This is a genomic window from Poseidonocella sp. HB161398 (genome assembly GCF_005870025.1).
Classification (GTDB): domain Bacteria; phylum Pseudomonadota; class Alphaproteobacteria; order Rhodobacterales; family Rhodobacteraceae; genus Mangrovicoccus.
On record NZ_VATA01000042.1, the window covers coordinates 24,403 to 37,880 of the forward strand.

The 13,478-nt window shown below is 70.2% G+C and carries 11 protein-coding genes; 2 read left to right on the top strand and 9 right to left on the bottom strand.

The window, feature by feature from the left end; genetic code table 11:
- Positions 1–16 precede the first annotated feature (16 nt).
- Together FGX59_RS25310 and FGX59_RS25315 are read left to right on the top strand one after the other, a co-directional pair.
- Positions 17–319: a hypothetical protein gene (locus FGX59_RS25310; RefSeq protein WP_138469914.1), complete on the top strand. Its 303-nt coding sequence runs from the start codon at positions 17–19 to the stop codon at positions 317–319.
- A 94-nt stretch (positions 320–413) separates the two neighbouring features.
- Complete coding sequence (locus FGX59_RS25315) at positions 414–2,750, top strand: Tex family protein (protein WP_138469915.1); 2,337 nt, start codon at positions 414–416, stop codon at positions 2,748–2,750.
- Between the two features lie 316 nt (positions 2,751–3,066).
- Here FGX59_RS25315 and argE read toward each other — a convergent pair whose 3' ends face one another.
- The 9 genes from argE to FGX59_RS25360 form a co-directional block, all read right to left on the bottom strand.
- A complete protein-coding gene (gene argE, locus FGX59_RS25320) occupies positions 3,067–4,158 on the bottom strand; it encodes an acetylornithine deacetylase (protein ID WP_138469916.1) in 1,092 nt (363 codons plus the stop codon).
- Positions 4,155–5,768 carry an amidohydrolase gene (locus tag FGX59_RS25325; protein WP_138469917.1) on the bottom strand — a complete coding sequence of 538 codons (1,614 nt, stop codon included), beginning with the start codon at positions 5,766–5,768 and terminating at the stop codon, positions 4,155–4,157. Before FGX59_RS25325 ends, argE begins: the two co-directional genes overlap by 4 nt.
- 55 nt (positions 5,769–5,823) lie before the next feature.
- A complete protein-coding gene (locus FGX59_RS25330) occupies positions 5,824–6,840 on the bottom strand; it encodes an extracellular solute-binding protein (RefSeq protein WP_138469918.1) in 1,017 nt (338 codons plus the stop codon).
- Positions 6,841–6,876: 36 nt separating this feature from the next.
- Positions 6,877–7,683: an ABC transporter permease gene (locus FGX59_RS25335; RefSeq protein WP_138469919.1), complete on the bottom strand. Its 807-nt coding sequence runs from the start codon at positions 7,681–7,683 to the stop codon at positions 6,877–6,879.
- A complete protein-coding gene (locus FGX59_RS25340; RefSeq protein WP_138469920.1) occupies positions 7,680–8,570 on the bottom strand; it encodes an ABC transporter permease in 891 nt (296 codons plus the stop codon). The genes FGX59_RS25335 and FGX59_RS25340 overlap by 4 nt, the downstream gene beginning before the upstream one ends.
- Positions 8,567–9,640: an ABC transporter ATP-binding protein gene (locus FGX59_RS25345; RefSeq protein WP_138469921.1), complete on the bottom strand. Its 1,074-nt coding sequence runs from the start codon at positions 9,638–9,640 to the stop codon at positions 8,567–8,569. Before FGX59_RS25345 ends, FGX59_RS25340 begins: the two co-directional genes overlap by 4 nt.
- 41 nt (positions 9,641–9,681) lie before the next feature.
- Positions 9,682–11,745, bottom strand: a complete 2,064-nt coding sequence (locus tag FGX59_RS25350; protein WP_138469922.1) for an NAD(P)-binding protein — start codon at positions 11,743–11,745, stop codon at positions 9,682–9,684.
- Positions 11,746–11,914: 169 nt separating this feature from the next.
- Positions 11,915–12,490: a histidine phosphatase family protein gene (locus tag FGX59_RS25355; RefSeq protein WP_138469923.1), complete on the bottom strand. Its 576-nt coding sequence runs from the start codon at positions 12,488–12,490 to the stop codon at positions 11,915–11,917.
- An 8-nt stretch (positions 12,491–12,498) separates the two neighbouring features.
- Complete coding sequence (locus FGX59_RS25360; RefSeq protein ID WP_138469924.1) at positions 12,499–13,437, bottom strand: LysR substrate-binding domain-containing protein; 939 nt, start codon at positions 13,435–13,437, stop codon at positions 12,499–12,501.
- Positions 13,438–13,478: the final 41 nt, after the last annotated feature.

Consider the following 13,478-nt stretch of genomic DNA (forward strand, 5'->3'; position numbering starts at 1 on the left):
GCCGGGAACTGACCCCATGCCGCTTCTCCATGTCCTGATCCATGCCCCGACCGAGGGCGCGCTGGCCCGTGCGCGCAGCAATGCCCGCAACCTGATGAAGGCGCGGCCAGAGGCGATCGTCGAGATCGTCGCCAATGCCGGTGCCGTCGCCCCGGCCATCGCCCTGGCCGATCCCGGAACCGACCCCTATCTGCGGCTCTGCGGCAACTCGCTGGCGGGCCAGGGGCTCGAGGCGCCCGCGCATCTTTCCGTGATCCCCGCCGCGGTGGTGCATCTGGCCGAGCGCCAGGCCGAGGGCTGGGCCTATATCCGCGCCTGAGATCCGCCTGCCGGCGCCGCGGCGCCTGCGGCTCCCCCTTGGCAGCGCGGCGGCCGGAAGCTAGGACTGGCCTCCCGCAACAGGAGGATCCGCCTTGGACCAGACCGCCGACCGCATCGCCCGCTCCATCGCCACAGAGATCAGCGCCACGCCGAAGCAGGTCACGGCGGCGGTGGAGCTGCTCGACGGCGGCGCGACCGTGCCCTTCGTCGCGCGCTACCGCAAGGAGGTGACGGGCGGGCTGGACGACACCCAGCTGCGGACGCTGTCCGAGCGGCTGGGATACCTGCGCGAGCTCGAGGCGCGCCGCGCCGCAATCCTCTCCTCGATCGAGGGCCAGGGCAAGATGACCGCCGAGCTGGGCCGCGCGATTGCCGGGGCCGAGACCAAGGCGGCGCTCGAGGACATCTACCTGCCCTACAAGCCCAAGCGCCGCACCAAGGCGATGATCGCGCGGGAGAACGGGCTGGAGCCGCTCCTGCGCGCGATCCAGCAGGACCGCTCCGCCGATCCCGAGGCGCTGGCGGCGGGCTATCTGGGCGAGGCCGTGCTGGGGGTGAAGGAGGCGCTGAACGGCGCGCGCGACATCATCGTCGAGGAGCTTTCCGAGAACGCCCATCTGCTGGGCCGGCTGCGGGACTTCATGCGCGCCGAGGCCGATATCTCGGCCGCGGTGGTGCCCGGCAAGGAGGCCGAGGGGGCGAAGTTCTCGGACTATTTCGAGCATCGCGAGGCCTGGAAGAGCATCCCCTCGCACCGCGCGCTGGCGATCCTGCGGGCGGCGGCCGAGGAGGTGGTGACCATCTCCATCGCGCCCGAGCCCGAGACCGGCGCCGACCGCGCCACCGGCATCATCGCCTCCGAGATCGGCATCCGCGGCGATGCGCCGGGCGACCGCTGGCTGCAGAAGGCGGCGGGCTGGACCTGGCGGGTCAAGCTCGGCCTGTCGATGTACATGGACCTTCTGGGCGAGCTGCGCAGCCGCGCCCATGAGGAGGCGATCCAGGTCTTCGCCCGCAACCTCAAGGACCTGCTGCTGGCCGCGCCGGCCGGGCCGAAGGCGGTTCTGGGGCTCGATCCGGGGATCCGCACCGGGGTCAAGGCCGCGGTGGTCGACGCGACCGGCAAGCTGCTCGACACCGCGACGCTCTATCCGTTCCAGCCCAAGAACGACATCCGCGGCGCGCAGTCGATCATCCTCGACCTGGTCCGCCGCCATAGCGTGCAGCTGATCGCCATCGGCAACGGAACGGCGAGCCGCGAGACCGAGCGGCTGGTGGCCGACACGCTGCGGCTGCTGCCGGGCGATCTGCCGAAGCCGACCAAGGTCGTCGTCTCCGAGGCCGGGGCCTCGGTCTATTCCGCCTCGGAACTGGCGGCAAAGGAGTTCCCGGGGCTCGATGTCAGTCTTCGCGGCGCGGTCTCGATCGCGCGGCGGCTGCAGGATCCGCTGGCCGAGCTGGTCAAGATCGAGCCCAAGGCGATCGGCGTCGGCCAGTACCAGCACGATGTCGACCAGCGCCAGCTGGCCCGCTCGCTGGAGGCGGTGGTCGAGGATGCGGTGAACGCGGTGGGCGTCGACCTGAACACCGCTTCGGCGCCGCTCCTGTCGCATGTCGCGGGCCTGGGGCCGCGGCTTGCCGAGGCGATCGTGGCGCATCGCGACGCCAATGGCGCCTTTGCCAGCCGCAAGGCGCTGATGAAGGTGGCGGGGCTGGGGCCGAAGGCCTTCGAGCAATGCGCGGGCTTCCTGCGCATCCAGGGCGGGACGGAGCCTCTCGACGCCTCCGCCGTGCACCCCGAGGCCTATGGCGTGGCGCGCAAGATCGTCGCCGCCTGCGGCCGCGACCTGCGCTCGATCATGGGCGACCCGGCGGCGTTGAAGGGGCTGCGCGCGCAGGATTTCGTCGATGCGGAGTTCGGCCTGCCGACGGTGCGGGACATCCTGTCGGAGCTGGAGAAGCCCGGCCGCGACCCGCGCCCGAGCTTCAAGACGGCGAGCTTCGCCGACGGGGTGGAGGACATCAAGGACCTCAAGCCCGGCATGCGGCTCGAGGGGACGGTGACCAATGTGGCGGCCTTCGGCGCCTTCGTCGATATCGGCGTGCACCAGGACGGGCTGGTGCATATCAGCCAGCTGGCCGACCGGTTCGTGAAGGATCCGCACGAGGTGGTGAAGACCGGCGATGTGGTGCAGGTCACGGTCACCGAGGTGGATGTGCCGAGGAAGCGCATCGGGCTGTCGATGAAGAAGGACGGCGGCGCCTCGGCCCGCGAGGAGCGCAATGCCCGCGGCCCGGGCGGCCCGCGCGGCAATGGCCCGAAGGACGGCGGTCCGAAAGGCGGCAAGGCCGGTCCGAAGGGCAAGCCGGCCGAGAGCACCGGCGCCTTCGGCGCGGCGCTGATGGACGCGATGAAGAAGAAGCGCTGACCCGGAGCGCAGCGCGGACGGTCGCCGCGGGCCCGACTCGGCTGCCCGCGGGAAGTCAGGCCCGACGGCAGCCGGGTCGGGCCTTCCTGTCCCTCTGGCGCCGTTCTGCGGGGGCGGGCGATGCGGGCGCGGGCCCGGGGGCAGGCCGACAGGCAGCGTCTTCGGCGCGGTGCTGGTGGACGTGATGACGACGAAACGCCGACCCCGGGGCGCGGCGCGGACGGTCGCCGCGGGCCCGACTCGGCTGCCCGCGGGAAGTCAGGCCCGACGGCAGCCGGGTCGGGCCTTCCTGTCCCTCCGGCGCTGCGCTGCGGGGTCAGGCGATGCGGGCGAGGAGCGCGCGGCAGGCTGCGAGTTCGGAGACGGCGATCGACTCGTCGGGCTGGTGGCCGTCCTTCATCGTTCCCGGGCCGCAGACCGCGGTGGGGATGCCGAGCCCGGCGAAATAGCCCGCCTCAGTGCCGTAGGCGACCTTGAGCGGTGCCGGATCGGGCAGGGCGGCGGCCAGCGCGGCGATGGCCGGATCGGCGGGATCGGCCTCGAGCCCGGGATAGGCGCCGGTCTCGGTGATCTCGATACCCCCGGGAAGGCCCTGCACGACGCCCGCGAGGATCTCCGCGGCGGTTTCCTGCGCCAGGTGGCGGATCTCGAACTCGACCTCGGCCAGCTCCGGCACCATGTTGAGCGCCACGCCGCCCCGCATCACCCCGGCATGGATCGTCGAGCAGGGCATGTCATAGGCCGGGTCCTGCGCGCCCCCGGCCTGGAGCCGCGCCTGCTCGCGGCGCAGCGCCGCGACGAGGTCGCAGGCGAGATGCAGCGCGTTGCGGAAGACCGGCGCCATCGAGGAATGGCCGGGCTCGCCATGGCAGCGGGCGAGGTAGCTCGCCTTGCCCTTGTGGCCGGTGGCCAGCCGCATCGAGGTCGGCTCGCCGACGATGCAGAGGCCGGGACGGCCGAGCACCGGCACGACCTGGCCGATCATCTCGGCGATGCCGCGGCAGCCGATCTCCTCGTCCCAGCTCAGCGCGATCATCACCGGCCGGGAGGGCGGCGCGGCGCGCAGGGTCGCGGCATGGGCCAGCACGCAGGCGAGAAAGCCCTTCATGTCGGTGGTGCCGCGCCCCGCCAGCCGGTCGCCGCGGGCGGTCAGGGTGAACGGGTCGCTGCTCCAGCTCTGCCCGGCCACCGGCACGACATCGCTATGGGCCGAGAGCAGCAGCCCGTCCGGCCCCTCGCCGAAGCGCGCGAGCAGCCCCGCCTTGGTGCCGTCGGCGGAGGCCACGCGGGTGACGGCGAAGCCGCAGCCCGCCAGGTGGTCCTGAACCCAGGAGATCATCTCCAGATTGGGGCCGCCGGTCAGGGTGGGGAAGGCGACGAGCCGCGCCAGGAGCTCGGTTTCGGTCATGGTCTTGCCTCATGGGTGATGGCGCCGCCGCAGATCGTCAGCGCGACGCGGCAGGCGGCAGGGTCGCGGGCGAGCCCGGCCGGGCTGCCCGCCATCAGGACCAGGTCGGCCGCCATGCCGGGGGCGAGCCCGCCCAGCCGGTTCTCGGCGAAGAGCGCATGCGCCCCGCCCGGGCCGTAGGCGGCCAGCACCTCCGCCAGGGGCAGGCGCTGGTCGGGCACATCCGCGGCCCAGGGACGGCGCGCCAGCGCGGCATGGATGGCGTTCACCGGCGAGAGCGGCGCGGTCGGCCAGTCGGTGCCGAAGGCCAGCGGCACGCCCGCGGCGGCCAGCGCCGCCCAGGGGAAGGTGTCGCCCCAGCGGTGGCGGCCCATGATCGAGACGGTCGGCTCCAGCGGCAGGCCGCTCGAGCCCGGCGGGTGGACGGGCTGCATCGAGGCGATGGCGCCGAGCGCGGCGATCCGGGCCAGGTCGCCGGGGTGGAGCATGTCGATATGCTCGATCCGGTGGCGGGCGTCGCGGCGGCCATTGGCCCGGCAGGCGGCCTCGTAGCCCTCGATCACCGCGCGCACCGCGCCGTCGCCGACCGCATGGGTCTGGAGCTGCAGCCCGGCCGCATCGGCCAGGACGCAGATCTCGGCGAAGCGCGCAGGCGGGAAGAGCGGCGTGCCGCGGAGGCCCGGACGGCCGGGATAGTCGTCGGTGCGCAGCGCGGTCCAGGTGTCGAAGACCCCGTCCATGAACATCTTGATCCGGCCGAAGGAGAGCCGCCCGACGGGCGGGCGGGATGCGGCCTCGAGAAGCGCCGCGATGCGGGCGTCGTCATGCTCGGGCGCGATGGTCATCGGCAGGCTGACCCGGACGGGCAGCGCACCCTCCTCGGCCATCTCCGTCAGCAGCTCCGCCAGGTAGAGGCTGCCATCCATGTTGACGACAGAGGTCAGTCCCTGGCGGGCGCATTCCTCCATCGCCGCGCCGAGGGCGGCGCGGTCATGGGCGCGGGCGGCGGCATCGGGCGCATCGGGCTCGCGGCCGATCAGCCCCAGCCCCTCGCGGCCGCCGCTGGCGGCATGTTTCTGCGCGAGGCCCATCGCCTCGAATTCCTGCAGCTCGCCGGTCGGCTGCCCGTCCGCGCCGGTGACGACGCCGGGCACGTCCGGCACCGCGTCCATCAGCCCGGCGAGGCGCAGGAGCGCGGTATTGGCCCAGGCGCAGTGGAAGTCGACCGAGGTGACGAGCAGCGGCCGGTCCGGGCAGACCCGGTCGAGCGCATGCCGGTCGGGGCGCGTGCCGCGGCCGAAGAGGTCGTAATTCGCCGACCAGCAGCAGAGCACCGGGTCGCTGTCGCGGCCCTCGGCATAAGCGGCAAGCGCGGCGCGGAAGGCGTCCTCGCCCGCCACCTCCAGCAGGTTCAGCTGTCCGAGCGCCACGCCGCCGGTGAGCAGGTGCAGATGGCTGTCGATCAGCCCGGGCAGCAGGCAGAGCCCGCGTCCGTCGATCTCGCGCGATCCGGGGACGGGGGCGGGCACGATGATCCCGTCCGCGACGGCGACGGAGATCTCCGCGCCGGTGATGGGATCGGCAGCGCCGGTGATATGGAGGGGGGGCATGGGGTCTTCCGGTCTGTCGAGGCTCCGCCCCGGACGGGGGCGGAGCCGGGTCGGCTTACTGCAGCAGGTCGGTCCAGACCTTGGTCACCAGATCCTGCGCGGCGGGCGAGCAGGCCTTGGAGAACTCGACCGGCACGGTCGGGAACAGCTCGGGCGCGTTCTCGGGGGTGTATTTCGCCGAGGCCTCGTCGATCTTCACCGGCGCGGAATGGGCGTAGTAGTTGTACTGGATCGTGGCGTTTTCCTCGGTCGACATGAACTCGATGAACTTCTTGGCCATGTCGACATTGGCGGCGCCCTTCGGCACGACATAGCTGTCGAGCCAGCCGACCAGGCCTTCCTTGGGCATCGCGTATTCCAGGTTCGCGCCGGCGTCGCGGGTGCGCAGCACGTTGCCGTCCCACCAGAAATGCGCCGCGACCTCGCCCGAGCCCAGGCGGTTCTCGATATTGTCGGACGAATAGGCGGCGACATAGGGCTTCTGCGCCATCAGCAGGTCGTAGACCTTCTTCATCTCCGACTTGTCCTCGGTGCAGAACTCGACGCCCAGATAGAGCTGTGCCGCGCCCACGACCTCGTCGGGATAGGAGAGCGAGGCGATCTTGCCCTGCAGCGCCTCGGTCGGCTCGAAATAGACGCCCCAGCTGTCGACCGGACCGTCATAGAGGTCGCGGTTCACCGCGAAGCCCGCCGTGCCATAGGCCATCGGGATCGAATAGTCGTTCTCCGGGTCCCACCACTGGCCCTTCCAGCGGTCGTCGACGGCGGCATAGGCGTCCAGATCCTTGGCGTCGATATCCTCCAGCAGCCCCTCGTCGATCATGATCTTCACGAAATGCTGGGAGGGGGTGACGATGTCGTAGCCCGAGGCGCCGGCCTGCAGCTTGGTCAGCGCGTCCTCGTTCGAGTTGAAGCCGTCGTAATTCACGGTGGCGCCGGTCTCGGCCGAGAATTTCTCGATCAGCTCGGGCGCGATGGAGTCGGACCAGGCGTAGATGTTCAGCGTGCCCTCGGCCAGGGCCGGAGCGGCCAGGCAGATCAGCGCGGTGCCGGTCAGCAGGGTCTTTTTCATGGGAGGTCTCCTGTTGGGTCTGTTATCGGTTATCTGTCAGAGGTCCCGCCGCATGGCGCGCGCGCTCATCGCCAGGGCGATGGTGGCGATCGCCAGCGAGACGAGGATCATCAGGGTCGAGATCGCGTTCAGCTCGGGCGTGGTGCCGCGCTTGATCAGCGAGAAGATGTAGACCGGCAGCGTGGTCGAGCCGCCGGAATTCAGCATGTTCGAGGTGATGAAGTCGTCCATCGACATCACGAAGGCCAGCATCGCGCCGGCGAAGACGCCGGGGGCGATCATCGGCAGGGTCACGCGCCGGAAGGCGGTCAGCGGCGTGGCATAGAGATCCTGCGCGGCCTCCTCGAAGTCGCGGCTCATCCCCTGCAGCCGGGCGCGGATCGGCAGGAAGGCGAAGGGCGTGCAGAAGGCGGTGTGCGCCAGCGTCAGCTTCACCATCCCGTTGGCGATGCCGAGCTGGGAGAAGAGGATCAGCACGGCGACGGCGACGACGATCTCGGGCAGCATCAGCGGCAGGTTCACCACCGCCTCGGAGAGCTTGTAGATGCGCTTCGAGGGCGCCCGCGACAGCACCATGGCGGCCATCAGCGCGATCGCCGTCGCGCCGATCGTGGCGATGACGGCGACGGTCAGCGAGACGCGCAGCGCGTCCATCAGCGCCTTGTTCTGCAGCGCGGCCGCGTACCACTGGGTGGAGAAGCCGGTCCAGACCGAGACCAGGCGGTTCTCGTTGAAGGAGAACCAGATCACCACGGCGATCGGCAGGTAGAGCCAGAGGAAGAAGACGGCCGTGACCAGCCTGGCGCCGGGATAGCGGCGGATATCGTGGGCGGGGGCGCTCATGGCTCCATCTCCCGGGCGATGGCCGCGGCGCGGCGGGCGTTGAGGACCAGCACGATGACCACCATGGCCATCAGCACCATGGCGATGGCGGCGCCGAAGGGCCAGTTGCGGCCGCCGCCGAACTGGGTCTGGATCAGCGTGCCCATCATCATCTGCTTGCCGCCGCCCAGCAGCATCGGCTCCAGCACGGTGCCGATGGCGGGGACGAAGACCAGGATCGCGCCGGCGGCGAGACCCGGCCAGGTCAGCGGCAGGATCACCCGGCGCAGCGTGGTCCAGCGGTTGCCGTAGAGGTCGTGGGAGGCCTCCAGCAGCGCCGGGTCGAGCTTCTCGATGGCGGCGTATACGGGAAGCACCATCAGCGGGATGTAGCTGTAGACCATGCCGGTCAGCATCGCGCCGGGGGTGAAGAGGAACGTGTCGACATCGCCGCCGCCGAAGAATTTCCAGGTCTTCTCGGCGAGCCCCTCGTTGCCGAGGATGATCAGCCAGGCATAGACGCGCACGATCATCGAGACCCAGAAGGGCAGGGTCACCAGATAGACGAGGAAGGGCTTCCAGTTCTCGCGGGCATTGGCGATGACATAGGCGACGGGCACCGACAGCGCCATGCAGATCGCCGTGGTGGCGAGGCCGTAGGCCAGCGTCCGGCCGATGATGACCAGGTATTTCGGGTCGAATTCCAGCTCGTCCGTCCAGCCCATGGTGAACAGGATCTCGCGGTAGCTGGAGACGTTCAGCGCCCAGTTGAAGCCGCCATAGGGGCCGCGATCCGCGAGGCTGACCCCGGCGACGATGGCGACCGGGATGATCAGCGTCAGCCCCATCAGCGCCCAGGCGGGGACGAGGCCCCAGAGGCGGAAGCTCTTCAGCGCCGCCCGGGTCATTGCGCCAGGACCCGCGCGCTGTCCTCGCGGAAGCCCAGCGACACCGTCTGGCCGGGCTCGAAGCTCTCGGCATGCGACAGCGCGTTGCGGCGCGACACCCGCAGCGGCTGGCCCGCGACATCGACGGTGTAATGGGTGAAGCCGCCCATGTAGTTGCGCCCCCGGACCGTGCCCTGCAGGACATGGCCGTCGGCCTGGCTCTGCATGCCGATCTTCTCGGGGCGCAGCGACAGCGTGGCGGGGCCGGGACCGGTCAGCCCCTTCTGCCGCGCGGTGATCTCCAGCCCGAAGGGCGTGCGGATGCGCGCCATGTCGCCCTCGACCGACAGCACCTCGGCGGCAAGGAAATTGGTCTCGCCGATGAAGTCGGCGACGAAGCGGTTCTCGGGGTCCTCGTAGATCTCGGCCGGGGTGCCGAGCTGCTGGATGCGGCCCTCGCCCAGGACGCAGATGCGGTCCGACATGTCGAGCGCCTCCTCCTGGTCATGGGTGACGAAGATGAAGGTGATCCCGGTCTTCTTCTGAAGGGATCTCAGCTCGTCGCGCATCGCCTGGCGCAGCTTCAGGTCCAGCGCCGAGAGCGGCTCGTCGAGCAGCAGCACCTGCGGCTCGGGCGCCAGCGCGCGCGCCAGCGCGATCCGCTGGCGCTGCCCGCCCGAAAGCTGGGCGGGGCGGCGGGCGGCGAACTGGGTCATGTGGACCAGCTCCAGCATCTCGGCCACGCGGGCCTCGCGCCGCTTGCGGTCCCAGCCCAGGTTCTCCAGCCCGAAGGCGATGTTCTGCGCCAGCGTCATGTGCGGGAAGAGCGCGTAGCTCTGGAACACCGTGTTCACCCGCCGCCTGTGCGGCGGCAGCGTCTCGATCTCCGCCCCGTTGAGCAGGATCGCGCCCTCGGAGGGGCTCTCGAATCCCGCGATCATCCGCAGGAGCGTCGTCTTCCCGCAGCCCGAGGGGCCGAGCAGGGTGAAGAACTCGTTCTCGTGGATGGTGAAGCTGACCTGGTCCAGCGCCTGGTAGGAGCCGAACCTCTTCGAGACATTGTAGACCTCGACCGCCTTGCCGCGCGCCATGCGTGTTTCCCTGTTCCTCTCCCGCTTTGCGCGGGCAATCGTTACGCCAGTTCCGTGATTTCGCGCCGGAAGGGCAGGGCGTCGCCGATCGGCGCCATGTCCAGCTCGCGGGCATAGCGGTGCCCGGCATAGGTCGCCCAGGCGATCGGCCCCGGCGCCTCGGCATCGCCGATGAGCTTCACCGACTTGATCCCCGCATCCGCCCAGTCGGCCTCGCGGGCCTTCAGTGCGCGGTAGACCGCGTCCTGGCCGCTGCGCGAGGCGACCATCACGACCGCGTCGCAGCCGAGATGGGCGCGCGCATCGGTGTAGCTGCAGCAGGTCTCGGCCCCGTCCGCGCGGATCGCGGCGATGCCGGTATTCAGCACGATCTTCACCCCGGCCTCGGCCAGCCGGCGGTGGATCGCCGCCTGTTCCAGCGTGTTCAGCGTCCAGTCGGACACATAGGCCGAGGGCGTGACAAGCGTGACGTCGCAGCCCTTCTGCGCGCAGAGCTCGGCCAGCACGCCGCCCATGTAGTAATGGTCGTCGTCGAAGACCACGACCTTGCCCGAGGGCAGGCGGCCCGCCATCAGGTCGTCGGGGGTCAGCACGGTCATGGCCGGGTCGATGGGCATCGGCACGACATGCTGGCGCGAGACGCCGTCGGCGCGCCAGGTGGCGCCGGTGGCGAGGCAGACATTCTCGAAGCCGAACTCCAGGATTTCCTCCGCCGAGAGCGGGCTGTCGAAATAGGTCTCGACATTCGGCCGCTGGCTCAGCTGGTAGGCGCGGTAGTCTGCGACCCGGCCCCAGGCCGAGAGGCCCGGCAGCAGGCGCTCCTTCGCGACGCGGCCGCCCAGCTCCGTCCCGGCCTCGGCCAGCGCGACGTCATAGCCCCGCAGGCTCAGCGCGCGGGCGGCTTCCAGGCCGGCGGGGCCGGAGCCCACGACCAGCACGTTCGAGCTGGCGCCCTTCTGGTTCATCTTCTCGGGATGCCAGCCCTTGCGCCATTCCTCCATGAAGGTCGGGTTCTGCGTGCAGCGGCTGATCGACATGGTCATGTCGCCGGTGACGCAGATGTTGCAGCCGATGCATTCGCGGATGTCCTCGATCCGGCCCTCTTCCACCTTCTTCGGCAGGAACGGGTCGGCGATGGAGGGCCGCGCGCAGCCGATGAAATCGAGCGTGCCCTGCCGTACCAGCCGCGCCATCACGTCGGGCGAGGTGAAGCGGCCGACGCCGACCACCGGCTTCGAGGTCAGCTCGCGGATGCCCTTGACCAGGACCTCCTGCGCGGCCTCTTCCTTGAAGCGCGAGGGGCCCGAGCAGTCCTCCCAGGTGCCCTGCGCCAGATCCCACAGGTCGGGCAGGTCGGCATTCATCTCGATGAACTCGCGCACCTCGGCATTGGAGAAGCCCAGCTCGCCCAGCGTCTCGTCGAGGCTGACCCGGAGCGTCAGCGCCATCGTGTCGCCCACCGCGTCGCGGATGTCGGCGACCACCTCGTTGACGAAGCGCGCGCGGTTCTCGAGGCTGCCGCCGTATTCGTCCGAGCGCTGGTTGGTCGCGCGGCTGAGGAAATGCTGGAAGATGCCGAAGCCATGCGCGCCGTAGAGGCAGATCAGGTCGAACCCGGCCAGCTTCGAGCGCTTGGCGGCATTGACGAACCAGCGGCGCAGGTCGCGGATGTCGGACTTGTCGAGCGCGCGGGCCTGCACCGGATCGTTGGTGAAGGTGCGGATCGGCAGGGCCGAGGGCGCCAGCGGCACCTCCTTGGTGTAGAGGTTCGGGCCGTTGATGCCGGAATAGGCCAGCTGGATGCCCGCCAGCGCGCCATGGGTCTTCATCGCGTCCGACATGCGGTTCAGCGCGGGGATGTCGCGGTCGTCCCAGAGGCGCAGCTCGATGAAGGGGGTGATTTCCGAGGTATGGTGCATCTCGGTCTGCTCGGTGAAGATCACGCCCCAGCCGCCCTCGGCCTTGATGCCGCGCATCGCGGCGGCGGCGGAAGGGTCGCGGTAGCCGCCGCCATTGCAGTGCGGCACCTGGTAGAAGCGGTTCTTGGCAGTGAGCGGGCCGATTTTCACCGGCTCGAACAGGATGTCATAGTGGCTGGACGACACGCGCGGCTCCTCAATCCGAGTCGAGCGCAAGGAAGCGTTAATCTCGGCTGCAGGTAAATTATGGCTTGCGGAAGCGCGTGTTAGGCCGGGCCTAATTGCTTATGTTTTAACCCCGAAAGATGCCGCATTGGGCGGCGGGCGAAGATTTATGTCTGTACATAATGACTGCTCAGCCGCGCGGCGCGACCGGGATCCAGCCCGAGAGCGGCACCAGATCCGGCAGGGTCGCGGTCCAGAAATGGCCCTGGAAGGGCTGGTCCATGCTGCGGCTGATGGCCTGGCGCCGGAGCGCGCAGAGAAGCAGCGCGCCGACCGCGCCATGGGCGACGATCGCGAGGTCGCCCGCATGCGGGCGCGCGGCGATGGCGGTGACGGCGGCGAGGATGCGCGCCTGGGCGTCGGAGGCCCGCTCCCATCCGCGGATGCTGTCCTCGGGGCGGGCGAAGAAGGCGTCGGCGGTGCGCTCGAACTCGGCCGGGGGCAGGAAGCCGGTGGCGCTGCGGTCGTTCTCTCCCAGCCGCGGATCGACGGCGATGCCGCAGCCGCGCGCGGCGGCCAGCAGTCCGGCCGCCTCGATCGCCTTGGTCTCGGCGCTGGACCAGACCGTGCCGATCGCGGCGGCCTCGGGCCCGCGGGCGAAGGCGCGCATCCGCGCGATCCCGGCCTCCGAAAGGTGCCAGCGCTCGACCGGCGTCTCCGGGTCGAGGACGACCTCGGGATGGGTGATGAAGATCAGCCGGGACACGGGCGGGCTCACGCGGCGCCCGGCATGTGGATGCCGGGGGTGCGGACCGGGGTGATTTCGGCCTGGCAATGCTCGATGAAGGCGCGCACGGTCAGGGTGGAGCGCGCGCCGCCCGGCAGCAGCAGCCCCAGCGTCATCGGCCGCACCGGCCCCTCGAGCGGCACGAAGCGCAGCCGCCCGCCATCGGGGGCCAGGTCGGTCACGGGGCGGATATTGGCGATGGAATAGCCGAATCCGTTGGCCACCAGCGAGCGCATCACCGCCATGTCGCGGGTCCGCTCGGCGATGCTGGGCACGACCCCGGCCTCGCGGAAGAAGGACAGGAAGTACTCGGCCGAGAGCGGCAGGTCGAGCAGCACCATCGGGAAGCCCGCGAGCATCTCGGGGGTGATGCTGTCGAGATGCGACAGGGCGTGCTCCTCGGGCAGCAGCACATAGGGCGGCAGGCTGACCAGCGGCACGAATTCCAGATCGGCCGGGATGTCGAGATCGTAGGTGATCGCCAGGTCCAGCCGCGCGCCGCGCAGTCCGTCGAACAGCTCGGTCTGGTCGCGCTCGAACTGGCGGAAGGCGACCTCCGGATAGCGGTCGACGAAGCCGCGGCGCACCTGCGGCAGGACGATCTGCGCGAAGGTGCCGAGGCAGCCCACGTTGAGCGGGCCGCGGACATGGCCGGTGATGTCGTTCGACAGGTCGCCGAGCCGCCGCGCGCGCTCCAGCACGTCGCGGGCATGGTCGAGGAAGCGCTGCCCGCCCTGGGTCAGCGACAGGCCCTGGGCATGGCGGCGCACGAAGAGCTGCAGCCCGAATTCCGCTTCGAGCTGCGAGATCGCCGCCGAGATCGAGGGGGAGGAGACATTGACCTTCTCCGCGGCCAGCGCGATCGAGCCGCATTCGCCCACGGCCACGAAATATTCGAGCTGCCTGAGGGTGAAGCGCAATGCCATGAATGCCGTCCCGTGCCGGATGAGGGGTCATCTCTATGTCG